Source organism: Streptomyces sp. NPDC017056 (assembly GCF_044332485.1).
Lineage (GTDB): Bacteria > Actinomycetota > Actinomycetes > Streptomycetales > Streptomycetaceae > Streptomyces.
The window spans coordinates 204,210-227,170 of sequence record NZ_JBIRPD010000010.1; the positions used below are offsets into that span (position 1 = coordinate 204,210).

Annotated in this window: 20 protein-coding genes; 7 read left to right on the plus strand and 13 right to left on the minus strand. The window is 72.4% G+C overall.

Annotated features, from left to right (window positions below):
• Positions 1 to 8 precede the first annotated feature (8 nt).
• From ACH4OW_RS20095 to ACH4OW_RS20140, 10 genes are all read right to left on the minus strand, one after another.
• Positions 9 to 2,042, minus strand: a complete 2,034-nt coding sequence (locus ACH4OW_RS20095) for an NADH-quinone oxidoreductase subunit L (RefSeq protein ID WP_398029300.1) — start codon at positions 2,040 to 2,042, stop codon at positions 9 to 11.
• Positions 2,039 to 2,440 carry an NADH-quinone oxidoreductase subunit NuoK gene (gene nuoK / locus ACH4OW_RS20100; RefSeq protein WP_360124596.1) on the minus strand — a complete coding sequence of 134 codons (402 nt, stop codon included), beginning with the start codon at positions 2,438 to 2,440 and terminating at the stop codon, positions 2,039 to 2,041. The genes ACH4OW_RS20095 and nuoK overlap by 4 nt, the downstream gene beginning before the upstream one ends.
• On the minus strand, positions 2,440 to 3,132 hold the full coding sequence (locus ACH4OW_RS20105; protein WP_398029302.1) for an NADH-quinone oxidoreductase subunit J: 693 nt from the start codon (positions 3,130 to 3,132) through the stop codon (positions 2,440 to 2,442). Before ACH4OW_RS20105 ends, nuoK begins: the two co-directional genes overlap by 1 nt.
• Positions 3,129 to 3,758 carry an NADH-quinone oxidoreductase subunit I gene (locus tag ACH4OW_RS20110; protein WP_360124602.1) on the minus strand — a complete coding sequence of 210 codons (630 nt, stop codon included), beginning with the start codon at positions 3,756 to 3,758 and terminating at the stop codon, positions 3,129 to 3,131. Before ACH4OW_RS20110 ends, ACH4OW_RS20105 begins: the two co-directional genes overlap by 4 nt.
• Positions 3,758 to 4,723 carry a complex I subunit 1 family protein gene (locus tag ACH4OW_RS20115; RefSeq protein WP_360124605.1) on the minus strand — a complete coding sequence of 322 codons (966 nt, stop codon included), beginning with the start codon at positions 4,721 to 4,723 and terminating at the stop codon, positions 3,758 to 3,760. Before ACH4OW_RS20115 ends, ACH4OW_RS20110 begins: the two co-directional genes overlap by 1 nt.
• On the minus strand, positions 4,720 to 6,039 hold the full coding sequence (locus ACH4OW_RS20120) for an NADH-quinone oxidoreductase subunit C (RefSeq protein ID WP_398029307.1): 1,320 nt from the start codon (positions 6,037 to 6,039) through the stop codon (positions 4,720 to 4,722). Before ACH4OW_RS20120 ends, ACH4OW_RS20115 begins: the two co-directional genes overlap by 4 nt.
• Entirely contained in the window at positions 6,036 to 6,767 is a 732-nt protein-coding gene (locus ACH4OW_RS20125) for an NADH-quinone oxidoreductase subunit B (RefSeq protein ID WP_398029309.1), read from the minus strand. The genes ACH4OW_RS20120 and ACH4OW_RS20125 overlap by 4 nt, the downstream gene beginning before the upstream one ends.
• A complete protein-coding gene (locus tag ACH4OW_RS20130) occupies positions 6,758 to 7,159 on the minus strand; it encodes an NADH-quinone oxidoreductase subunit A (protein ID WP_360124610.1) in 402 nt (133 codons plus the stop codon). The genes ACH4OW_RS20125 and ACH4OW_RS20130 overlap by 10 nt, the downstream gene beginning before the upstream one ends.
• 169 nt (positions 7,160 to 7,328) lie before the next feature.
• Positions 7,329 to 8,531: a hypothetical protein gene (locus tag ACH4OW_RS20135; RefSeq protein ID WP_398029311.1), complete on the minus strand. Its 1,203-nt coding sequence runs from the start codon at positions 8,529 to 8,531 to the stop codon at positions 7,329 to 7,331.
• 99 nt (positions 8,532 to 8,630) lie between these two features.
• Positions 8,631 to 9,695: a secretion protein snm4 gene (locus ACH4OW_RS20140; protein WP_398029313.1), complete on the minus strand. Its 1,065-nt coding sequence runs from the start codon at positions 9,693 to 9,695 to the stop codon at positions 8,631 to 8,633.
• A 166-nt stretch (positions 9,696 to 9,861) separates the two neighbouring features.
• Here ACH4OW_RS20140 and ACH4OW_RS20145 point away from each other — a divergent pair, with 166 nt between their 5' ends.
• The 7 genes from ACH4OW_RS20145 (at position 9,862) to ACH4OW_RS20175 (ending at position 19,664) form a co-directional block, all read left to right on the plus strand.
• On the plus strand, positions 9,862 to 11,169 hold the full coding sequence (locus ACH4OW_RS20145; protein ID WP_398029315.1) for a sensor histidine kinase: 1,308 nt from the start codon (positions 9,862 to 9,864) through the stop codon (positions 11,167 to 11,169).
• 170 nt (positions 11,170 to 11,339) lie between these two features.
• Positions 11,340 to 12,653 carry a sensor histidine kinase gene (locus ACH4OW_RS20150; RefSeq protein WP_398029499.1) on the plus strand — a complete coding sequence of 438 codons (1,314 nt, stop codon included), beginning with the start codon at positions 11,340 to 11,342 and terminating at the stop codon, positions 12,651 to 12,653.
• A gap of 251 nt (positions 12,654 to 12,904) precedes the next feature.
• A complete protein-coding gene (locus tag ACH4OW_RS20155; RefSeq protein ID WP_360125010.1) occupies positions 12,905 to 13,564 on the plus strand; it encodes a response regulator transcription factor in 660 nt (219 codons plus the stop codon).
• 275 nt (positions 13,565 to 13,839) lie between these two features.
• Complete coding sequence (locus ACH4OW_RS20160; protein WP_360124648.1) at positions 13,840 to 15,795, plus strand: 2-oxoacid:acceptor oxidoreductase subunit alpha; 1,956 nt, start codon at positions 13,840 to 13,842, stop codon at positions 15,793 to 15,795.
• A complete protein-coding gene (locus ACH4OW_RS20165) occupies positions 15,788 to 16,882 on the plus strand; it encodes a 2-oxoacid:ferredoxin oxidoreductase subunit beta (RefSeq protein ID WP_360124651.1) in 1,095 nt (364 codons plus the stop codon). Before ACH4OW_RS20160 ends, ACH4OW_RS20165 begins: the two co-directional genes overlap by 8 nt.
• Before the next feature lie 230 nt (positions 16,883 to 17,112).
• Positions 17,113 to 18,135, plus strand: a complete 1,023-nt coding sequence (gene rarD / locus ACH4OW_RS20170) for an EamA family transporter RarD (protein ID WP_398029318.1) — start codon at positions 17,113 to 17,115, stop codon at positions 18,133 to 18,135.
• A gap of 203 nt (positions 18,136 to 18,338) precedes the next feature.
• Positions 18,339 to 19,664, plus strand: coding sequence for a M28 family peptidase (locus tag ACH4OW_RS20175; protein ID WP_398029320.1), 1,326 nt, complete (start codon positions 18,339 to 18,341; stop codon positions 19,662 to 19,664).
• Between the two features lie 51 nt (positions 19,665 to 19,715).
• Here the strand turns inward: ACH4OW_RS20175 and ACH4OW_RS20180 are convergent, their stop codons facing one another.
• Genes ACH4OW_RS20180 through ACH4OW_RS20190 form a run of 3 tightly spaced genes read right to left on the minus strand, consistent with a single transcriptional unit; the run spans position 19,716 to position 22,905 of the window.
• The gene (locus ACH4OW_RS20180; RefSeq protein ID WP_398029322.1) at positions 19,716 to 20,591 is read right to left on the minus strand and encodes an ABC transporter permease; all 876 of its coding nucleotides are present in this window, start codon (positions 20,589 to 20,591) and stop codon (positions 19,716 to 19,718) included.
• Entirely contained in the window at positions 20,578 to 21,561 is a 984-nt protein-coding gene (locus ACH4OW_RS20185; RefSeq protein ID WP_398029324.1) for an ABC transporter ATP-binding protein, read from the minus strand. Before ACH4OW_RS20185 ends, ACH4OW_RS20180 begins: the two co-directional genes overlap by 14 nt.
• Positions 21,562 to 21,612: 51 nt before the next feature.
• The gene (locus ACH4OW_RS20190; protein WP_360124661.1) at positions 21,613 to 22,905 is read right to left on the minus strand and encodes a DUF2092 domain-containing protein; all 1,293 of its coding nucleotides are present in this window, start codon (positions 22,903 to 22,905) and stop codon (positions 21,613 to 21,615) included.
• Positions 22,906 to 22,961: the final 56 nt, after the last annotated feature.

The window sequence follows — 22,961 nt, forward strand, 5'->3', positions numbered from 1 at the left end:
ATTCACGGTCAGGCTCCCGTGCCCGTAGCGACGAGGACGACGGCGACGGCCAGGACGAACGAGCCCGCGAGCAGCGCGCCCAGGTAGGTCTGCACATTGCCGGTCTGGGCGCGGCGGACGGCGGCGCCCAGCCAGCGGGGGGCGGTGCCGGCGCCGTGTACGTACGTGTCGACGACCTCGCGGTCGAGGAAGCGTACGAGCCGCGCGCCGGCGCGTACCGGCCGGACGAACAGCGCGGTGTAGACGGCGTCCAGGCGGAAGCCGAGCGCGGCGTGGCGGTGCAGCGGGCCCAGGAGGAGGCGACCGGGGTCGGCGGGGTCCGGGGCGCCGGCGTTGTCGCCGTACGCGGCGGCGTGGGTGGCGATGGCCTTCTCCTCGGAGTCCGCGGGGGCGGCGTCCGGGGCGACGGCGACCGCGCCGAGCGGGACGCGGGCCGCGAGGGCCGTGGTGTGCCGCCAGGCTCCGTAGGTGACCAGGGCGCCGACGAGGGCGATGCCGGTGCCCACGACGGAGGTGGCCAGGGTCGGGGCCAGCGACCGGCCGTCGAACCAGTCGGGCAGGACGGGGGTGGCCAGGCCCAGCACGAGGGTGGGGACGAACAGCACCCACAGGACGGTGTTCATCACGAGCGGCTGCTTGCCGTGGTCGGGGGCGGGTTCCGGGCCCTTGCCGTGGAAGGCCAGCAGCCACAGGCGGGTCGCGTACCCGGCGGTGAGGAGGGCGGTGAGCAGGCCGGCGACCAGTACGGTCCAGCCGGCCGCCGTGGGAACGGCGGTGAGCGTGCCGGAGGCCGTCGCGTGGCCGGTGGCGGCGTGTTCGGCGGCGCCCAGGACGGCTTCCTTGGAGAAGAAGCCGGCGAACGGGGGGATGGCGGCGAGGGCGAGCAGCGCCACCGTCAACGTCCAGTAGGCGTCGGGGACGCGCCGGGCCAGGCCGCGCATCCGCGACATGGCGGCCAGCGAGTTGGTGCCGGCGGCGTGGATGATCACGCCGGCGCCGAGGAAGAGGAGCGCCTTGAAGGCGCCGTGCGACAGGAGGTGGAAGACGGCGGCCCCGCGGTCGCCGACGGCCAGGGCGCCGGTCATGTAGCCGAGCTGGCCGACCGTCGAATAGGCCAGTACGCGCTTGATGTCGTCCTGCGCCAGGGCGGCCAGGCCGGAGCCGACCATGGTGACCGCCGCCATGACGGCGAGCACGACCATCGCGGTGGCGGAGGCCGCGAAGACGGGGAGGAGACGGGCGACGAAGTAGACGCCGGCGGCGACCATGGTGGCCGCGTGGATGAGGGCCGAGACCGGGGTCGGGCCCGCCATCGCGTCGGGCAGCCAGGTGTGCAGCGGGAACTGGGCCGACTTGCCCGCGACACCGGCCAGGAGCAGCAGCGCGACGAGGGTGGGGTGGTCCAGGCCGCCGACGGCCACGGTCTTGAGGATGCCGGTGATGCGGAACGTACCGGCGTCGGCGGCGAGCGCGAAGAGGCCGAACAGGAAGGGGACGTCGCCCAGCTTGGTGACGAGGAACGCCTTGAGGGAGGCGGCGCGGGCGGCTTCGGTCTCCCAGTAGTGGCCGACCAGGAAGTACGAGCAGATGCCCATGATCTCCCAGCCCACCAGCAGCACCATCAGGTCGCCGGAGTAGACGACCAGCAGCATCGCGGCGGTGAAGAGGGAGACCAGGGCGGCGTAGGAGGGATAGCGCGGGTCGTCGCGCAGGTAGCCGGTGGAGTAGAGCTGTACGCAGCAGGCGACGACGGCCACGAGGACGGCGACGAGGGCGGCGAAGCCGTCGATGTGCAGGGCGAGGTCGATGGGGACCGAGCCGGTGGGGGTGAGCCGGGTCGCGGCCTCCACCGGGGCCTTCCCCGCACCGGCGCCACCGCCCTGGGCGACGGCCACGACGACGGCCAGGGCGGCCGCGGCGAGGGTCGGCAGGATGGCCAGCGGGCGCACGAAGCCGGGCGCCCGGCGGCCGAGGAGGATGCCCGCGAGGGCGCCGAGGAAGGGGAGGAGGGGTACGAGTACGGCGGTGGTCGTGGTCGTCACGCGGCGGCCTCCGCCTGCTGGTCCGGCCGCGGCCGGCCGGCGGCACCGTCCGTACCGCCGGTGAGGTCATCGTTCGGGTCCGTGCCGTCCGGGCGTTCGGCGAGGTCGCGGAGGCGGTCCACGTCCGAGCTGCCGCGGTTGCGGTAGACGAGCAGGACGATCGCCAGGCCGATGCCGATCTCGGCGGCGGCCACGGCGATGGTGAAGAGGGTGAGCGCCTGGCCGGCGTGCAGCTTGTCGCGCAGCCAGACGTCGAACGCCACCAGGTTGAGGTTGACGGCGTTGAGCATCAGCTCGACGGACATCAGGACCAGGATCGCGTTGCGGCGGGCGAGGACGCCGTACAGGCCGACGCAGAACAGGAGGACGGCGAGGACGGCGGGATAGGCGAGGTGCATCAGCCTTGGTCCTCTCTGAGACGTACGCGGTCACCGGACTGTTCGCGCGAGCCGGGCTGTTGGCGAGCGCCAGGCTGCATGCGGGCGCCGGCCTGCATGCGGGCGCCGGCCCGCTTGCCGCCGCCGGCCTGCTTACCTCCGTCGGCCTGCTCGCTGTCGCCGTTCTTGCGGGAGAGCACGATCGCGCCGACGAGGGCGGCGAGGAGGAGGACGGAGAGCGCTTCGAACGGCAGCACCCAGTACTGGAACAGGCTGCGCCCGGAGGCTTCTGTCGAGCCTTGGACCGCGCCGTCCAGGTCGATCCAGGTCGTACGGAACGCGTCCACGACGACCCAGACCAGAGCGGCGGCGGAGGCGGCGGCCACGGCGATCGCGGCCCAGCGGTTGCCCGAGTCGGCGTCCGGGGAGCGGCCGATGGGCGCCTTGGTGAGCATCAGCCCGAAGAGGAGGAGGACGACGACGGACCCGACGTAGATCAGTACCTGCACCCAGGCGATGAACTCGGCGGTCAGCAGGAGGTACTCGACGGCGATGCCGCCGAGGGCGACGACCAGCCACAGGGCGGCGTGCACCAGCTGCTTGGTGGTGACGGTGACCACGGCGGCGCCCAGGGTGACGAGGCCGACGAGGAGAAAGGCGATCTCCACCCCGGTCGGCGAGAGGAAGCCGTGGCTGGCGGCGGCGAGCGTCACGCTCCTCCCTCCTGTTCCTGGGCGGTGTCCGGGGCGTCTCCCCGGGCTGCTTCCTGCGCCGCCTGCCGCTCGGCCGCTTCCTGCGCGGCGAGTTTGTCGGCGGCCTTGCGGGCCGTGGCGATCTCCTTGGGCTCCTCGGCGGCGGGGTCGAGGGCGGGCGGTTCCGGGACCGTCCACATCCATTCGCGGAGTTTGTCCCGCTCGTGGGTCAGGTTGTGGATGTCGGTCTCGGCGTACTCGAACTCCGGCGACCAGAACAGCGCGTCGAAAGGACACACCTCGATGCAGATACCGCAGTACATGCAGAGGGAGAAGTCGATGGCGAAGCGGTCCAGGACGTTACGGCTGCGCTCGCGTCCGCCGGGGGCGGCGGGCGGCACCGTCTCCTTGTGGGAGTCGATGTAGATGCACCAGTCCGGGCATTCGCGCGCGCACAGCATGCAGACCGTGCAGTTCTCCTCGAACAGCCCGATCACGCCGCGGGTGCGCGGAGCCAGGTCGGGCTGTACGTCCGGGTACTGCTCGGTGACGGAACGCTTCGTCATCGTCCGCAGGGTCACGGCCAGGCCCTTGGCGAGGCCGCTGCCGGGCCAGCCGGACTTCTTCTGCGAGGTCTCCGGGGCCATTACGAGATCACCACCTTGACGACGCCGGTGAGGGCGATCTGGGCGAGGGCCAGCGGGATCAGCACCGTCCAGGCCAGCTTCTGCAGCTGGTCCTCGCGCAGCCGCGGGTAGCTGACGCGCAGCCAGATCACACCGAAGGCGAGAACCGCCGTCTTGAGGAGCGTCCACAGCCAGCCGAGGCCGTCGGCGCCGAACGGCCCGTGCCAGCCGCCGAGGAAGAGCACGGAGGTCAGGGCGCAGAGCACGACGATGCCGGCGTACTCGGCGAGCAGGAACAGCGCGAAGCGCAGCCCGGTGTACTCGGTGTACGCGCCGAAGATGATCTCGGAGTCGGCGACCGGCATGTCGAACGGCGGCCGTTGCAGCTCGGCCAGCCCCGCCGTGAAGAAGACCAGGCCGCCGACGATCTGCCACGGCACCCACCACCAGTGGAAGGCGTCGAGGATGCCGGGCAGCGAGAGCGTTCCGGCGGCCATCGCGACCGAGGCGGCGGCGAGCAGCATCGGCAGCTCGTACGCGAGGAGCTGCGCGGCCGTACGCAACCCGCCGAGCAGCGAGAACTTGTTGGCCGAAGCCCAGCCCGCCATCAGCGAGCCCAGCACACCCACGCCCATGACGGCGAGGACGAAGAAGACGCCCGCGTCCAGTGACTGCCCGACCGCGTTGTCCGGGCCGATCGGGATGGCGACCAGCACGAGCAGATACGGCAGGAGCGCGACGGCGGGCGCGAGCTGGAAGATGCGCCGGTCGGCACCGGCCGGTACGACGTCCTCCTTCTGCGCGAACTTCACACCGTCGGCGACGAGCTGGGCCCAGCCGTGGAAACCGCCCGCGTACATGGGGCCGAGGCGGCCCTGCATATGGGCCATGACCTTGTGCTCGGTCTGGCCGATGACCAGGGGGAAGACCAGGAAGGCGACGAAGACGGCGATCAGGCGCAGGGCGATGTCGAGGGCGTCGCTCATGGTCTGGTCCCGCCTTCTTCTGTCGCGCTGCCGGTGCCGTTGCCGGTGCCGGTGCCGTCGCCGTCGCCTTCGGCGGCTCGGGGTTTCTCGGCCGGAGCCGGGGCCGGGGCCGCGGCCGTTTCATCCTCCGGCTCCGGCTCGGGCTCCGGCTTCGTCTCGGGCTCGGGCTTCGTCTCGTCCTCGAAGGCGGGACGGGCGTGGTGCCATGGGGCGTCGGAGGACGCCGGAGTGGCGGGCGCCTTACGAACGGCCTGTTCCTGACCGGCTTCCTGACCGGCTTCCTGAGCCGACCCCTGGCTGGGCTGGTCGGACTGACTGGGCTGACTGGGCCGGCCGGGCTCCTGCCCGACCGCATCCGCCGTGCCGGCCGCCTGTTGGCTGGCCGACCCCTGACTGGCGCTGCGCGTCCGGCGGGCGGGGCGCTCCGGCCGGGCGGCCGGAGCCGACGGCTCGGCGGCAGCCGGCACGTCCGCGGGCGGTGTCTGCGCCGCATCCGCAGCGCTCGGCTGCTGGCTCGCCGACCCGGCGCTCGCCGTACGCGTACGCCGGACCGGCCGCTCCCCCGCGGCTCCTGCGGCCCCTGCCGCCCCACCGGCCGCACGGGTCCCACCGGCCGCGCGCGCACCGCGGGCCGGCCGGGCCGGGGCAGGCGGCAGCTGGCCCTTCAACGGGCCCCACTCGTTCGGGTCGGGCACGCCGGGCGGCAGCATCTGGCGGCGCTTGGGCCCGCCGTGCTCGGACTCGCCCGGCTCCTTCGCCCCCGGCCACGCCTTGGCAACCCGCGCCGCGAGCACGAAGTCCTTGCGCAGCGGGTGGCCCTCGAAGTTCTCGGGAAGCAGCAGGGGTACGAGGTGCGGGTGGCCGGTGAAGTCCACGCCGAACATCTCGTGCGTCTCGCGTTCGTGCCAGCCCGCGCCCGCGTACACGCCGATGGCGGTGGGCAGGGCGGGACTCTCGTGCGGGACGGTGGTGCGCAGGACCAGCCGCCGTACGGTGCCGGGCCTGGCCACGTCGGCGAGGTGGGCGCAGACGCGGAAGCCGGTGCCGGGCTCGTCGACCGCGCTCAGCCAGTCGAAGTAGCTGCACCCGAGGTCGTCGCGGGCGGCGGTCAGGGCCGGGAGCCAGGCTTCCGCGGGCACGTCCACGGTGAGGAGCCCGTACGCCTCGTCCGCCGCCGCGCCGGGCCCGAAGATCTCCTCGGCCGGACCGGGCAGCCACCCGACGGGCGGCGCCGCGACACCCTCAGCCGCACCGGTCGACGGCTCCGCGTCCGACGGCTCCGCGGCCTGCGGTTCCAGAGGCTGTTCGTCGCTCACCGGCCGCCCGCCCCCTTCGGCTCCCCGTCATCGGTCTCCGCGGCATCCGCGGCATCCGCCGAGCCCGCCGCATCCGACGCCGCCGGCGGCGCGACCAGCTCGCTGCGCAGAGCGCCGGTCGACGGTCCGGACGCGCCGGCACCGTGACCGGCACCGGCTCCGTTCGCGCTCCCGTACCGCTCCCTCAGCGACTCGGCGGCGATCTTCTCCTGGAGCTTGAGGATGCCCTGCAGCAACGCCTCGGGCCGCGGCGGGCAGCCCGGTACGTACACATCGACGGGAATGATCTGGTCGACGCCCTTGGTGACCGCGTACGAGTCCCAGTAGGGGCCCCCGCAGTTCGAACAGGCGCCGAAGGAGATGACGTACTTCGGCTCCGGCATCTGCTCGTACAGACGCTTGACCGCGGGGGCCATCTTGTCCGTGACCGTGCCCGAGACGATCATGAGGTCGGCCTGCCGCGGCCCCGGCGCGAACGGGATCACGCCCAGCCGGATGAAGTCGTGCCGGGCCATCGACGCGGCGATGAACTCGATCGCGCAACAGGCCAGCCCGAAGTTGAAGACCCACAGGCTGTAGCGGCGGCCCCAGTTCAGGACCACCTTCATCGGTTCGGGGGCCAGGCGGGCGAGCGGGCCCAGCCGGCGTTGTTCGACGGCACCGCCGGCGGACACGACAGGCAGCTGGGTACCCGTCGCCGCGGCCGGCTTCGAATGCGTCACGTCCATTCCAGGACGCCCTTCTTCCATGCGTAGAGCAGGCCGACGGCGAGGAAGCCGAGGAAGATGAACATCTCCACCAGCGTGATCCCGCCGAAGCCGGGAGCGGCGAAGACCGTCGCCCAGGGGAACAGGAAGATCGAGTCGACGGCGAAGATCACGTACAGGAAGGCGTAGACGTAGTAGCGGACCTGGGTGTGTGCCCAGCCCTCGCCCACCGGGTCCACGCCGCATTCGTAGGTGAGCAGTTTCTCCGGGGTGGGCACCACGGGCCGCAGCAGCCGCCCGGCCCCGAAGGCCACGGCCACGAAGAGCACACCGATCACGGCGATGAGGCCGACGACCGAGTACCCCTGGAAATAGTCCGCGGCAAGGCTGGTGCGTACGGTCGCGTCCGGCACGTCCGCCCTCGCTCCCTGACTGCTCTTGTTCAACGACTTCGACGATCTGTACGGACGGGAGTCTAGGCCCTGGCCCGCCCCCCGTGACCAGCCGCGTCACATGACGGACCACAACGCCCCCACTTCGCCCCCGCATGGCCCCTTGACCGGAACCCGCCGCGCGGTCGTGTCAGCTACCGCCGGGCGCGGGCCGCCCGTCGGCGCGCCCCTTCGCCCGCCCGCGCGACACCGCGCGCTCCATCACCTCCGCGGCGAGCCGCGCCGCCGCCTCCCGCGTCCGCTCGCCCAGCAGTTCGGTGCGTACGGCTCCACCGCCGGCAAGGTGACGGTCGTACGGCAGCGGAAGCACCGCCGCGCCGCCTCCTCCCAGGTGCTCGGCGGCCTTCCGCACGTCGATGCCACCGTCGGGTGACGTGTGGTTCAGCACGACGACGCAGGTCGGCAAGAGGCCGCGGTGCACCCCGGCCATCCACTCCAGCACGGATGCGGTGGCCAGTACGCCTTCGACCGTCGCCGGCGTCACCAGGACCCGCGCCTGCGTGGTGACCAGCGCCGTGCGCGCCACCTCGGCCGGCAGCGTCTCGCAGTCCACGACCGTGGTCGCGAAGTGGCGGCGCAGTGAGGTCATCACGATCCGGTACGTCTCGATGTCCAGCCGCGTACCGACGGCGCCCTGGCTGCCGGGCAGCAGCCAACCGCCGCCCGTGAAAGGCAGGAGATAGCCCGTCAGGTCGGTGATCAGCATCGACGGGTCGACGATCTGCGCCAGGTCGGCGCTCGACCAGCGCACCTCGCGCACACCGAGGCGGTACGGCAGCGTGCCGAGTGCCGGGTCGGCCTCCATCGCCAGCACCGGGTCCGAACGGTAGTGCGCGTAGGTGAGGGCCAGCAGAGCGGCGACGGTCGACTTGCCTGCGCCGCCGCGGATGCTGGAGACGGCGAGCTGCCGCCCGCTGGTCACGGGCTGCTGGATGGCGTGCGCGGCCCGCATGACGGCCTCGGTCTCGGCCGCTGCGGACGACGCGAACACGCGCCGCAACGCCCGCCCCGCGCGCCGGGCGGCGGATTCGCCGTGGCGCGGCTTGGCCTGCACGCCGTCCAGGCCGGGCGGGAGGAGGGGCACCGAGACGGGGGTGGGGGCGAGGCCGGAGGCGGGCCGGGGCGCCGGCACCGGCGCAGGGCCCGCCGCGGGTGGCGCGGGCATCACCATGGGTGGCGGCTGCGGCGCGGGCATCGCCGTACCCGCCGCCGCTCCCGGCGGGTACCCGGGCATCGGCGGCACGGCGTGCCCGGGCTGCCCGGGGCCCGTCCGGTCCGTACCCGGCTGTCCCGGCAGCACCTGCCGCCGCGCCTCTCCCGGCTCTCCCGGCATGACCCCTCCACCACCCGTCCTCGTCAGACCGACCGGCACTCGACCGCTCAGGCCAGTCAGGCACTCATTCTGACCGACCACTTCCAGCCGTCCGACGGGTCAGAACATCTCCCACAGGCGGCCGTACACCCCGAACGCACCGACAGCGACCGGAATCAGTGCCATCACGCCGACCGCCTCGACCAGGTTCGCCAGGTCTCGCACGCGCGCCCGTACGTGCTCCGGCAGCCGTACCGCGAGTGCCACGAGCGGCAGCACCACCAGCGCACACAGGACGGTCAGTGCACCAGCCGGGTTCCCGCCGCCGGACGCCCACAGCAGTACGAGCCGTACGCACACCGCCGCGCCGGCCACCAGCAGCGCTACGACCTCCAGGACCAGCGGGTAGGCCCGTGCCCGCGAGAACAGCACCACGCACAGCAGCACCGCGGCCACCACCGTCCAGCCGTCGGCCGTACCGCGTCCGTCCGCGACACCGCCGGCGGCCACCAGTCCGGCCGCGCCTGCGGACACCGCCACCACCACCGTCGCGAGCGCGAGTCCGCGGTGCGTGGCGCCCAGCGCCGCCGCAACCCGGTTGCTGCTGACCGGTGTGCCGCCGGAGCGCCGGTCGTCCAGCCGTGTCAGCCCGGCCGACATCAGTGCGAGCCGCGGCAGGTATCCCAGGACCAGCACCGAGAGCAGGCCCACGACGACACCGGTACGCGCCGGCCCCGCGACCGCCAGCCCCGCCTCCCACACGCCGACCGAGGCCGCGACGGCTCCCGCGCCGACGAGCCCGCCCCGCCCTAGCCCCGTGCAGAGACCGAGCAGCGCGAGCGCGGCCGCCACCGTCAGCCCGACAGCGGCCAGCCGTGCGGCACTTCCCGAGGTCGCCTCCCAGGAGGCAAGCGTGCCCAGGGCCGCTCCGACCAGCAACAGCGCCGTCCCCAGCGTCTTTTTGCCGGCCAGCGGCCCGGCCGCCGCACCGGCCGCTGCGGCGACCACCGCGGCCGCCCCGGACCACAGCCCGGCCTGCCCGGTCCCATACCGGTCGCCGGCGAACACCCCGGCGACGACCGCCAGCAGCACACTCGCGCCGACCGCCGACCACACCCGGCTCCGCTCGTCCCACGGCCAGGCGCGCGCGTCGAGCGCGCGCCGCCCAGCCTCAGCGCTCACCATGCCGCCAAAGCCCCCGTACTAGTTCCCGAACCGCGCCTCGTGGCACCGCGACACGATAACGGCCCGCGTCCGTCTCGTCGCGAAGCTCGTGGGTAGGGCAAACCCCACCCCCCCTCCCCCGCATCCCCCATGGTCAGGTCGGGTGGGGACCGGCAAGCTGGGGGTTATGACCGCACGTTCCGTTCATGACTGGCGCCAGGGGCGCCCTCCGGCTTCGGGCGGGGGTTCCGCGGCGTCCGTCAACGGGCACGCCGACGAGCCCCTGCCGCCGCCGCGTGCCGCGCTCGCCCCCGCGACGTGGCGGGAGATCGCGCACTTGCTGACCAACTTCCCGTTGGGTGTGACCGCCTTCGTCGTCATGGTGGTCTGGCTGGTGGCCGGTATCGGGCTGTCCGTCACCGTGGTCGGGCTGCCGCTGCTCGCGTCGGGGCTGCTGGTGTGCCGGCAGTACGGGAAGCTGGAACGGTTCCGCGCGCGGCGCCTGCTGGGTGTACGGGTGGCGGAGCCCAGTCCGTTGCGGGCGTTGGACCAGGGGTTCTTCTCCTGGGTGTGGCTGCGGTTGAAGGACCCGGTCGGGTGGCGGCACGCGCTGTACACGATCGTCCGGCTGCCCTGGTCGCTGCTGACCTTTCCGGTGGTGCTCCTCTCGCTCTTCGTGGCCTGGCCCGTCCTGCCGTGGATCGCGCGCGGGCTGGCCAACGCCGACCGGTTGATGGTCCGCGGCCTGCTGTCGCCCTCGGACGAGTTGGAGCGGCGGATCGCCGAGCTGAAAACGGACCGGGCGACGGTTTCCGACACGGCCGCAGCCGACCTGCGCCGGATCGAACGCGACCTGCACGACGGCGCGCAGGCGCGGCTCGTCGCGCTGGCGATGGGGCTCGGGCTGGCGAAGGAGAAGCTGCTGGAGGACCCGGACGCGGCGGCGCAGATGGTGGACGAGGCGCACGGCGAGGTGAAACTCGCCCTCCAGGAGCTGCGGGACCTCGCCCGCGGCATCCATCCGGCGATCCTCACGGACCGGGGGCTGGGCCCGGCCCTGTCCTCGTTGGCCGGCCGCTGCACGGTGCCGGTCGAGGTCGAGGTGGACATGGCGGAGCGGCCCGCTCCGGCGATCGAGGGCATCGCGTACTTCACCGTCTCCGAGCTGCTGCAAAACGTCTCCAAGCACAGTGGCGCACGGTCCGCGCGGGTGGAGGTCTGGCGCGCGCAGGACCGGCTGCTGCTCCAGGTGCAAGATGACGGGCGGGGCGGTGCGCGGCTGGACGGCGGCAGCGGGATGGCCGGGCTGGCGGAGCGGCTGGGGGCGGTGGACGGGCTGTTCGTCCTCGATTCGCCGGCCGGCGGGCCGACGCGGGTGACGGCCGAACTGCCGTGGCGGAGCCGGGAGCAGGGGGAGGGGGAGGGGAAGGGCGCGGGCCGGGAGCGGGCGCGGGGAGGCCGTAAGGGTGCCGGCGGCGGCAAGGGGTGGGGATAACCCCAGGTTGAAGACTGCGCTGCCCCTCATGGTGCGGGCCGCGCCGATCCCCGAGCCTTGAGGTACTGGAAGCGGCGACGCCGGCAGTGGCTTCGGCCGGATGTGGCCGAAGGGGCGGGAAGGCGCCGGCAGTGGGCCGGCCCGGACTTGGCAGAACGGACGACGAGATGATGGATACCGCGTACGAACCTCGTTCCGCACGCTCGCGCGTGCCCGCCGCGCTGCGCGCCCCGTTCTCGGGGCGCACCTGGCGGGAGTTCCTCTACCTCGTCCTCAGCCTCCCGGTGTCGGTCGTGATGTTCACCTACGCCATCACCATGATCGCGACCGGCGCGGGCCTGCTGGTCACCTTCCTGGGCATACCCGTCCTCGCCGGCGGGCTGATCGGCTGCCGGGGGATGGGGCATCTGGAGCGCGTCCGTGCGCGCGCCCTGCTGCACATGGACGTGGACGCGCCGGAGCCGCTGCGGGTCGGCAAGCCGGGGATGATGGGCTGGGTCGCCGCGGTCCTCAAGAGCGGCACTTCCTGGCGTCACTTCCTGTACGGCGTGCTCCAGATGCCCTGGGCCGTGTTCGCGTTCTCCGTGGCGGTGACGTTCTGGACGGTGGCCTGGTCGCTGTTCCTCTACCCGCTGTGGCAGTGGACGTTCCCCGCCTATCTCGACCAGCCGGGCATCCAGCTGTGGGGCAACGGGCGGGGTGACGGCCTCTACCTGGACTCCCCCGGCGGGGTGGCGCTGGCCAGTGGGCTCGGGCTGGTGCTGGTGCTGGCCGGGCCGTGGGTGATCCACGGGCTGACGCAGGTGGACCGGGTCCTGGTGTACGGGCTGCTGGGCCCGTCCCGGCTCGCCACGCGCGTCTCGGAACTGGAGACGGACCGCGGGGTGGTCGTGGACACCGCCGCCGCCGACCTGCGGCGCATCGAGCGGGACCTGCACGACGGCGCGCAGGCGCGGCTGGTGGCGCTCGCCATGGACCTGGGGCTCGCGAAGGAGAAGCTGGCGGAGGACCCGCAGGCCGCGGCCAAGATGGTGGAGGAGGCGCACGGCGAGGTGAAGGTGGCCCTCCAGGAGCTGCGGGACCTCGCCCGCGGCATCCACCCGGCGATCCTCACGGACCGGGGGCTGGGCCCGGCCCTGACCTCGCTGGCCGGCCGCTGCACGGTGCCGGTCAAGGTCTCCGTCGACCTGGACCGCCGCCCCGCCGCCGCCATCGAGGGCATCGCGTACTTCACCGTCTCCGAGCTGCTACAGAACGTCTCCAAGCACAGTGGTGCGTCCGCGGCCATCGTGGACGTGTGGCATGCGGGTGACCGGATCATGGTCCTCGTCACGGACGACGGCCAGGGCGGCGCGAGCACGGAATCGGGCAGCGGGCTGGCGGGCCTGGCGGAACGGCTCGGCTCGGTCGACGGCCTGCTCGTCGTCGACTCCCCGGTGGGCGGGCCGACGGCGATCACGGCGGAGCTGCCCTGGCGGAACTGACACCCGCCGGCCGCGCCGCCCGGGGGGCGTCGGAGGGGCGAGCCGTACGGCCTGGTTTCCCACCAGGGCCGGCCGGCTTCGCCCCTTCGGCGTGTTCCGGGGCCCCGTTTGCCGTAACCGGTTCCCCCTTCTGGAGTGTCGCCTCTTATTCCGGGCGGCTGGGGGCGGGCGGGATCGGATGCTGGGATGCTTGGGGGCGCAGGGGCGGGAAAACACCGGAACGTGGGGGCTTGAAAGTCGTGGAGGACAGGGTGCGGGTGGTCATCGCCGAGGATTCGGTGCTGCTCCGGGAGGGCCTGACCCGGTTGCTGACCGACCGGGGGCACGATGTCGTGGCCGGGGTGGGCGACGCAGAGGCGCTGATCAAGGTCATCGGGGAGCTGGCCGCTGAGGGCGCGCTGCCGGACGTGGTCGTGGCGGACGTACGGATGCCGCCGACGCACACGGACGAGGGGGTGCGGGCCGCGGTGCGGCTGCGGCGTGATCACCCGGGGCTGGGGGTGCTGGTGCTGTCGCAGTACGTGGAGGAGCAGTACGCGACGGAATTGCTGGCGGGATCCAGTCACGGGGTCGGCTATCTCCTCAAGGACCGGGTAGCCGAAGTGCGGGAGTTCGTCGACGCGGTGGTCCGGGTCGCCGAGGGGGGCACCGCGCTGGACCCCGAAGTGGTCGCGCAGCTTCTGGGCCGCAGCCGCAAGCAGGACGTGCTGGCGCATCTCACGCCGCGGGAGCGTGAGGTCCTGGGGCTGATGGCCGAGGGGCGGACGAACTCGGCGATCGCACGGCAGCTGGTGGTGAGCGACGGTGCGGTGGAGAAGCACGTCAGCAACATCTTCCTCAAGCTGGGCCTGTCGCAGAGTGACGGGGATCACCGGCGGGTGCTGGCCGTCCTCACCTATCTCGACTCCTGAGGCACCGACACGCCGTCAGCAGCGCAGGTCCGGGTACGGCCGGGGGGCGGTACCGGGACCAAAGGAGTAGAACCAATGGCCGAGACGCAAGCGTCTTGGAGAAGGGGGCCGGGGGGCGGTTGTTCCATGACAATTTCTGACAGAACGGCGTCTCACGCCCAGGTCCATCATGTGATCGGCCCAGGGAAGGCGACCCTTACCCACGTACGATGTTCGTGGGACGACCGGTCGGCACGACGAGTCCCGAGCCACCGCCCCAAGGGAGGTCCGAAGCAGTGACCAGCCAGGTCAGCAGCCAAGCCGAGCAGGCCGACGGAGCGCTCACCGGGGAGCCGCACGCTCCCGGGGCCGGCGCCGGCGGCGGGAACGACGGCGGTAAAGAGGTACGTCGCCTGGACCGGGTGATCATCCGGTTTGCGGGCGATTCGGGTGACGGTATGCAGCTTACGGGGGACCGGTTCACCTCGGAGACGGCGTCCTTCGGCAATGACTTGTCGACGCTGCCGAACTTTCCCGCCGAGATCCGGGCTCCGGCCGGTACGTTGCCGGGTGTTTCCAGTTTCCAGCTGCACTTCGCCGACCATGACATCCTGACGCCGGGCGATGCGCCCGACGTGCTGGTGGCGATGAATCCGGCGGCGTTGAAGGCGAATCTGGGGGATGTGCCGCGGGGTGCGGACATCATCGTCAACACCGACGAGTTCACCAAGCGTCCGATGGCGAAGGTGGGCTATGCGGTCAGTCCGCTGGAGGACGGCTCGCTGGATGCCTACAACGTCCATCCGGTGCCGTTGACGACGCTGACCATCGAGGCGCTCAAGGACTTCGGGCTCTCCCGCAAGGAGGCCGAGCGGTCCAAGAACATGTTCGCGCTGGGGCTGCTGTCGTGGATGTACCACCGGCCGACCGAGGGCACCGAGGCGTTTTTGCGCCGGAAGTTCGCCAAGAAGCCGGCGATCGCGGCGGCGAATGTGGCCGCTTTCCGGGCGGGCTGGAACTTCGGGGAGACCACCGAGGACTTCGCGGTCTCCTACCAGGTCGCCCCGGCCACCGCCGCCTTCCCGACCGGCACCTACCGCAACATCTCCGGCAACCTGGCCCTGTCCTACGGGCTGATCGCCGCGAGCCGGCAGGCGGACCTGTCGCTGTACCTGGGCTCCTACCCCATCACCCCGGCCTCCGACATCCTGCACGAGCTGAGCCGGCACAAGAACTTCGGCGTGCGCACCTTCCAGGCCGAGGACGAGATCGCCGGGATCGGCGCGGCGCTGGGCGCCGCCTTCGGCGGGGCGCTGGCGGTGACCACCACCTCCGGGCCCGGGGTGGCGCTGAAGTCGGAGACGATCGGGCTGGCGGTCTCCCTGGAGCTGCCGCTGGTGATCGTGGACATCCAGCGCGGCGGCCCGTCGACCGGCCTGCCCACCAAGACCGAGCAGGCGGACCTGCTGCAGGCGATGTACGGGCGCAACGGGGAGGCGCCGGTGCCGATCGTGGCGCCGCAGACGCCCGCCGACTGCTTCGACGCGGCGCTGGAGGCCGCCCGCATCGCGCTGGCCTACCGCACCCCGGTCTTCTTGCTGTCCGACGGCTATCTGGCCAACGGCTCCGAGCCGTGGCGCATCCCCGAGGTCGACCAGCTGCCCGACTTGCGGGTGCAGTTCGCCTCCGGGCCCAACCACACCCTCGACGACGGCACCGAAACGTTCTGGCCCTACAAGCGGGACCCGCAGACCCTGGCGCGGCCGTGGGCGGTGCCCGGCACGCCGGGCCTGGAGCACCGCATCGGCGGGATCGAGAAGCAGGACGGCACCGGCAACATCTCCTACGATCCGGCCAACCACGACTTCATGGTCCGCACCCGCCAAGCCAAGATCGACGGCATCGCGGTGCCCGACCTGGTCGTCGACGACCCGGACGGCGGCGCGGACACCCTGGTCCTGGGCTGGGGCTCGACCTACGGCCCGATCACCGCGGCGGTACGCCGCGTCCGGCGCGACGGCGGGCGCATCGCCCAGGCCCACCTGCGCCACCTCAACCCCTTCCCGCACAACCTCGGCGCCCTCCTCGCCCGCTACGGCAAGGTCGTGGTGCCGGAGATGAACCTCGGCCAGCTCGCCACCTTGCTGCGGGCGAAGTACCTCGTCGACGCCCGCTCCCACACCCAGGTCAGCGGCATGCCGTTCAAGGCCGAACAGCTCGCGGAGGTCTTTAAGGAGGCCATCAATGACTGAGACGATCGCGGAGGGGACGCAGGCGATCGAGGCGCTTTCCCTGGTGCCCAAGGCCGAGGCCCGGCAGTCCATGAAGGACTTCAAGTCCGACCAGGAGGTGCGCTGGTGCCCCGGCTGCGGGGACTACGCCGTGCTCGCCGCCGTGCAGGGCTTCATGCCCGAACTCGGCCTGGCCAAGGAGAACATCGTCTTCGTCTCCGGCATCGGCTGCTCCTCCCGCTTCCCGTACTACATGAACACCTACGGGATGCACTCCATCCACGGCCGCGCCCCGGCCATCGCCACCGGCCTGGCCTCCTCGCGCCGCGACCTGTCGGTGTGGGTGGTCACCGGCGACGGCGACGCCCTGTCCATCGGCGGCAACCACCTCATCCACGCCCTGCGCCGCAACGTCAACCTCAAGATCCTGCTGTTCAACAACCGGATCTACGGCCTGACCAAGGGCCAGTACAGCCCCACCTCCGAGGTCGGAAAGATCACCAAGTCGACGCCGATGGGCTCGCTGGACGCGCCCTTCAACCCGGTCTCGCTGGCCATCGGCGCCGAGGCGTCCTTCGTGGCCCGCACCGTCGACTCCGACCGCAAGCACCTGACCAGCGTGCTGCGCGCGGCCGCCGCCCACCCGGGCACGGCGCTGGTGGAGATCTACCAGAACTGCAACATCTTCAACGACGGCGCCTTCGAGGTCCTCAAGGACAAGCAGCAGGCCGAGGAGGCCGTGATCCGCCTGGAGCACGGGCAGCCGATCCGCTTCGGCGCGCCCGCCGCCGACGGCCTCGGCGCCAAGGGCGTCATCCGCGACCCGGCCACCGGCGACCTCAAGGTCATCGACGTCACGACGCACGGCACGGACGCGGTCCTCGTCCATGACGCGCACCACCCCTCACCCACCACCGCCTTCGCCCTCTCCCGCCTGGCCGACCCCGACACCCTGCACCACACCCCCATCGGCGTGCTGCGCAACGTCGACCGCCCCGTCTACGACACCCTCATGGGCGACCAGCTCGACACCGCCATCGAACAAAAGGGCAAGGGCGACCTCGCCACCCTCCTCGCCGGCAACGACACCTGGACCGTCGTCGGCTAGCCCCACCCACAGCACCGCCCGGTGCCCGTACGAGACGTCATCCGGCGCCTCGTACGGGCACCGCGCTGTTTTCGGCCGGTACCCGTCTCCTCCGCGGGTTCCGCCGCCCCGAGCAGGAGTCATGACCGTATTGCGGTACGGACATGACAGGCGGCCCATCTGGCGTTACTTTCAGAGCGCGACCCGCAGCCACGGCGGCGCGGATGGAGCGGCATTCAGCGGAGGGCCCCTTGCAACCCCAGTCGGACCAGCGCACAGGACTCGTCTACGGCACGGCCGCCTACGTGGTGTGGGGCGTGCTCCCCCTCTACTGGCACCTGCTGGGTGACCTGGCCCCCGCCGAGATCCTGGCCCACCGGATGCTGTGGTCGCTGCCGGTCGCCCTCGTCATCCTGGCCGTGCTGCGCCGCTGGTCCTGGATGCGGCAGCTGGTGCGGCAGCCCAGGCGGCTCGGCCTGGTCCTGGTCTGCGCCACCGTCATCTCCGTCAACTGGTTCCTGTACATCTGGGCGGTCAACACCGGGCACGTACTCGAAGCGAGCTTGGGTTACTTCATCAACCCGCTGGTCAGCATCGCTTTCGGCGTGCTGGTGCTGCGCGAGCGGCTGCGCCCTTTGCAGTGGACGGCCGTGGGCGTCGGCAGCGCGGCGGTGGTCGTGATGGCCGTGGCGTACGGCAAGGTGCCCTGGATCTCGCTCGGGCTGGCGTTCTCGTTCGCCACGTACGGCCTGGTCAAGAAGGGCGTGAAGATGGACGGGATCGAGGGGTTCAGCGCCGAGACGGCGATGCAGTTCCTGCCCGCGCTCGGCGTCCTGGTGTATCTCGGCGTGCGCGGTGACGCCGGGTTCGTGACGGGCGGGGCGGGCCGGATGCTGCTGCTCATGGGCTGCGGCGTGGCCACCGCGCTGCCGCTGATCGCCTTCGGCGCGGCGGCGATGCGCCTGCCGCTGACCGTGCTCGGCATGCTCCAGTACCTGGCGCCGACCTTCCAGTTCGCCCTCGGTCTGCTGGTCTTCCACGAGGAGATGCCGCCGGAGCGCTGGGCGGGCTTCGCCCTCGTCTGGCTGGCGCTGGTGCTCCTGACGTACGACGCGGTCCGTACCGGCCGCAAGGCGCGCACGGCCCTCGCCGCGGCGCGTACCGCGGCCGCCGGCCGGTCCGTCGCGGAAGCCGTCCCCGCGACGGCTCCGGCGGCTCCCGCGGCCCCTGAGGCCGCCACGGCCGCCTCGCAGCGCGCTTCCCAGGCCCGGTAGGCCGCCGCGCACCGCCGTGCGCGATATGCGGGGCGGGGTGTCCGGTTTCCGCCTTGCCAGCGGGGCGTGCCGCGCCCAGCATCAACTTCGCGCCACGCACGGTCCGTTCACCTCACGTTCGGAATCCGGAGACCCCTCTCATGGCATGGAACACTGGTATACGCTCTGCGGCCCTTCGTTTTCGAAGATCCGGCACGGACGGCTTGCGGCTCACCGCCACCGGTGCCGCGATCGGCCTGATCGTCGCGATACCCGGGGCGGCCGGTGCGGCCACCGCCGCGCCCGCCGCCGGCCACTCCCCCACCCCCACGGCCGCCACCGCGCTCGCCGCCCCCGACATCCCGGTGGCCAACGTCAAGGCCCACCTGGGCCAGCTCCAGTCGATCGCCACCGCCAACGGCGGCAACCGGGCCCACGGCCGGGCCGGTTACCGGGCGTCGCTCGACTACATCAAGGGCAAGCTGGACGCGGCGGGCTTCACCACCAGCGTGCAGCAGTTCACCGCGAGCGGCGCCACCGGCTACAACCTGATCGCCGACTGGCCCGGCGGCGACCCGAACCAGGTCCTGATGACCGGCGCCCACCTCGACTCCGTCAGCGCGGGCCCCGGCATCAACGACAACGGCTCCGGCTCCGCCGCGGTGCTGGAAACCGCGCTGGCGGTGGCCCGCGAGGCCGCCAAACCCACCAAGCACCTGCGCTTCGGCTGGTGGGGCGCCGAGGAACTGGGCATGCGCGGCTCCCAGTACTACGTGAGCCGGCTGTCCGCCGCCGACCGCGCGAAGTTCAGCGGCTACCTGAACTTCGACATGGTGGGCTCGCCGAACCCCGGCTACTTCGTCTACGACGACAACCCGCAGATCGAGGGCGTTTTCAAGAACTTCTACGCCGCGCGCAACATCCCCACCGAGATCGAGACCGAGGGCGACGGCCGCAGCGACCACGCGCCGTTCAAGAACGCCGGCATCGCCGTCGGCGGCCTGTTCTCGGGTGCCGACTACACCAAGACGGCCGCCCAGGCGCAGAAGTGGGGCGGCACGGCGGGCCAGCCCTTCGACCGCTGCTACCACCGCTCCTGCGACACCTCGTCGAACATCGACGACACCGCCCTGGACCGCAACAGCGACGCCGTCGCGCACGCGGTGTGGACGCTGGGCGTCGGCACGACCACCCCGCCCGGCGGCACCGTCTTCGAGAACACCGCCGACGTGCAGATCCCGGACGCGGGCGCCGCGGTGACCTCGCCGGTGACGGTCACCGGGCGTACGGGCAACGCGCCGGCCGCGCTCCAGGTCGGCGTGGTCGTCAAGCACAGCTACCGCGGCGACCTGGTGATCGACCTGGTCGGCCCGAGCGGGCGGGCGTACCGGCTCAAGAGCTCCGACGGCTCGGACTCGGCGGCCGACGTGGTCGCCACGTACACCGTGGACGCGTCCGCCGAGACGGCCGACGGCACCTGGCAGCTGCGGGTGCAGGACATCGGTCCGCAGGACACCGGTTACATCGACAGCTGGAAGCTGACCTTCTGACGGCGGGCCGCTGCCGCTCCGGCCGGAGCGGCAGCGGTCACCGGCCGGCGTTCAGGACGTGACGTCGCGGGCGGTGAAGCGTGCCCAGGCCGCGGAGCCGAAGACGGCCGCGTACAGCGCCTGGAGGCCGAGGTTCTTCTGGAGCTGGTCCCAGTAGACGGGGTCGCGCAGTACGTCGGCGAAGGACAGCCAGTAGTGCGGGAAGAGATACGGCTGGATCGCGTGCAACTGCGGGATGGCGTCCAGGATCTGGACCATGATCAGCAGGCCGACCGTGGCGGCCATCGCGGCGATGCCGCTGTTGGTCAGCGTCGAGACGAACAGTCCGATCGCCGCGAACCCGACGAGGGAGCAGGCCACGACGCCCGCGACGGCCAGCGCGCGCAGCAGCCCCTCGCCGAACGGCACGGTGGTGCCGGACAGCAGTGTCACCTCGCCGACGGGGAAGAGCAGTACGCCGGCGACCAGGGCCGAAGCCGCCACGACCAGCGTGCCGACCAGGCAGAACGCCACCGTGGTCGCGTACTTGACCAGCAACAGCTTCGTCCGCCCCGCGGGCGCGACGAGCAGGTAGCGCAGCGTCCCGGCGTTGGCCTCGCCCGCGACACAGTCCCCGGCGATCACCCCCACCGCCAGCGGCAGGAAGACCGGCAGGGTCGCGGCCAGCGAGGTGAAGACCAGGAAGAGGCCGTTGTTGGTGACCTGCGAGACGAAGGCCGCGCCGCCCGAAGCGCCCGGCCCGCCGCTCTCGCCGCCCGTCTCGATCCGCACGGCGACGCCGATCAGGACCGGTACGGCGGCGAGGACGCCGAGCAGCGCGAGGGTGCGCCAGCGCCGGAAGGTCGTACCGATCTCGTTGCGCAGCAGGCCGGGCGACCGCGGCATACGGAGGGCGGCCCCGGCCCCGGCTGTCTCAACCCGCGACATCGAAGCCCTCTCCCGTGAGCCGTACGAAGACGTCCTCCAGGGACGCCCGTTCCGTGCCGAAGGCCCGTACGCGTACCCCGGCGTGTACGAGGGCGGCGTTCACCTCGGCGAGGTCGGGCGGGGCGGCCGCTCCGGGCGGCCCGCCGGCCGGCGCGGGCGGCTCCCCGCTGACCCGCTCCTCCGTGACCACGAGGTCGGTCACGCCGTACTCCTTGAGCACCCGCACCGCTTCGGCGGTGTCGGTGGTGCCGACCACCAGCCGCCCCCGCGTGCCGGCGGACAGCGCGGCAACCGTGCCCTGGGTGATCAGCCGGCCGCGCGCCATCACCGCGGCGTGCGTGCAGACCTGCTCGATCTCGTCGAGGAGGTGGGAGGAGAGGAAGACGGTGGTGCCGTCGCCCGCCAGCTCCCTGACCAGGGTGCGGATCTCCCGCATGCCCTGCGGGTCCAGGCCGTTGGTCGGCTCGTCCAGCACGAGCAGTTCCCGTGGCCGCAGGAGCGCGGCGGCCAGTCCCAGGCGCTGCTTCATGCCCAGCGAGTAGGCGCGGGCCTTCTTGCGGGACGCGGCGGCCAGCCCTACGCGTTCGAGCGCGGCGCCCACCCGCCGCGCGCGGGTGCGGGGATCGGCGTCCGGGTCGGCCGCGTCGTACCTGACGAGGTTGTCGCGGCCGCTGAGGAAGCCGTACAGGGCCGGGCCCTCGATGAGGGCGCCGACCCTGGGGAGCACCCGGCGGGCCGCCCGCGGCATCGGCTCGCCGAGCAGCCGGGCGCCGCCCGAAGAAGGCTCGATCAGGCCCAGCAGCATGCGGATGGTGGTGGTCTTGCCGGAGCCGTTGGGGCCGAGGAAGCCGAAGACACTGCCGCGTGGCACGGCGAGGTCGAGGCCGTCGACGGCGAGCTGCCCGCCGCGGTACCTCTTCGTCAGGCCCCGGGTCTCGATCACCCGGTCCACGGCGGACGGCTGTGTCATCGGCTCCCCCACTGTGGCGGGGCGGGCCCTGGCGGCCCGCCCCGCGCCCGGTCACTTCGCGGCGTCGGCCGCCTTGATCAGGGTTTCCTTGTCCACGGCACCGGCGTAGACCGAGCCGTCGTCCGTCACCAGGGCGTTGACCAGGCGGGTGCTGAACAGCCGGCCGGAGCCGAAGTCGCCGCTGACCTTCTCGCCGAGGCTGTCCAGCAGCTTGGCCGCGTCACCCGAGGCGTTCTTGCCCTTGCCGGTCAGGCCGGATCCGGCGCCCTTGACGTGGGCGATCGAGGTCCAGCCGCTGCCGATGACGTCGAAGCCGCCGTCCTTGCCGTTCTTGCCCTTGCCGGTCGGGCCGTGCTGCCCCAGGATGCCCTGGAGTCCCTCGGCGGCCTGCTCGCCCTTGGCGCGGTGCCGTGCGGCGGCCTGGTCGCCGTTGACGACCTTGGCGCCCTTCGGCGGCGTGAAGTCGAAGGTGCCGGCCGCGGGCTTGGCGAAGTCGACGGAGGTGAAGCCCACGTCGACCGCCGCGGCCCCGCCGCCCTTGGGCGTGAGCGTGAACTTCAGCGGCACACCGGTCTCGGCGTCCACCGCGATGCGGACCGAGTCGACCGTGGAGCCGGCCTGCTTGGGCTTGACCGCGAGCTGGTACGCGTCGCGCCCGGCCACCTTGGCCGTGCCGTCGACCGAGACCGAGGTGGTGTCGCCGACCGCGTCCAGCGCCTTCTTGGCCAGCTCCTGCGGGGTCATGCTCTGCGGACCGCCGGCCTTGCCGGACGTGGCCGGGCCGCGCTTGCCCGCGTCGGCCGGGACCGTGCCGTGGTACGCGGTGTTGCTCTTGCTGTCGTAACCCCAGACGTCACGGCCGTTGTGCACGAAGTTGTACTCGGCGGCCTTGCCGACGACCGAGACCCGCTGCTTGTCGGGCCCGTCGGCGGCGACGCGCAGCGTGTTCGACCCGGACGCCAGGCCCATGAGCTGGCTCTGCGGGCTCGCCGAGGAGTCCTTGTCGGCACCGGCCTTGCCGCCCCGGTCGGCGGCCCCGCCGAACGCGGCCGCGCCGCTGCCCGAAAGGCCGGCCGGCAGGCCCAGGTCGGTGTTGGTGCGGATGGTGCCGGACAGCTGCCGCACATCCGATTTGGCGATCTTGGCTATGAGGTCCTGCGCCGAGATCTTCGGCAGATCCGGGGAGCCGGCGCCCGCGAAAGCCGGGACCAGCCCGATCGAGGCCGCCGCGACGCCCACCACCGCGACCGGGATCGCGTACCGCATCGTCTTGCGGCGCTTCGCGGAGCGCCCCCCGTCCCCGTCCCACTCGTCGGTGACCTGTGTCGGTTGGTTCCGTGGCATGTGCCCTACCTCCGTCGTAAGCGGCGGCCTGCTCTGCGACGCACTCGTCCACCCCC

Bases quoted from the DNA above. Each gene is read 5' to 3' on its own strand.
- ACH4OW_RS20165 (WP_360124651.1), top strand. From the start codon at position 15,788: ATGACTGAGACGATCGCGGAGGGGACGCAGGCGATCGAGGCGCTTTCC.
- ACH4OW_RS20150 (WP_398029499.1), top strand. From the start codon at position 11,340: ATGGATACCGCGTACGAACCTCGTTCCGCACGCTCGCGCGTGCCCGCC.
- ACH4OW_RS20180 (WP_398029322.1), bottom strand. From the start codon at position 20,591: ATGTCGCGGGTTGAGACAGCCGGGGCCGGGGCCGCCCTCCGTATGCCG.
- ACH4OW_RS20185 (WP_398029324.1), bottom strand. From the start codon at position 21,561: ATGACACAGCCGTCCGCCGTGGACCGGGTGATCGAGACCCGGGGCCTG.
- ACH4OW_RS20115 (WP_360124605.1), bottom strand. From the start codon at position 4,723: ATGAGCGACGCCCTCGACATCGCCCTGCGCCTGATCGCCGTCTTCGTC.
- ACH4OW_RS20110 (WP_360124602.1), bottom strand. From the start codon at position 3,758: ATGGCCCCGGAGACCTCGCAGAAGAAGTCCGGCTGGCCCGGCAGCGGC.
- ACH4OW_RS20145 (WP_398029315.1), top strand. From the start codon at position 9,862: ATGACCGCACGTTCCGTTCATGACTGGCGCCAGGGGCGCCCTCCGGCT.
- ACH4OW_RS20125 (WP_398029309.1), bottom strand. From the start codon at position 6,767: ATGGACGTGACGCATTCGAAGCCGGCCGCGGCGACGGGTACCCAGCTG.
- ACH4OW_RS20190 (WP_360124661.1), bottom strand. From the start codon at position 22,905: ATGCCACGGAACCAACCGACACAGGTCACCGACGAGTGGGACGGGGAC.
- nuoK (WP_360124596.1), bottom strand. From the start codon at position 2,440: ATGCACCTCGCCTATCCCGCCGTCCTCGCCGTCCTCCTGTTCTGCGTC.
- ACH4OW_RS20140 (WP_398029313.1), bottom strand. From the start codon at position 9,695: ATGGTGAGCGCTGAGGCTGGGCGGCGCGCGCTCGACGCGCGCGCCTGG.
- ACH4OW_RS20135 (WP_398029311.1), bottom strand. From the start codon at position 8,531: ATGCCGGGAGAGCCGGGAGAGGCGCGGCGGCAGGTGCTGCCGGGACAG.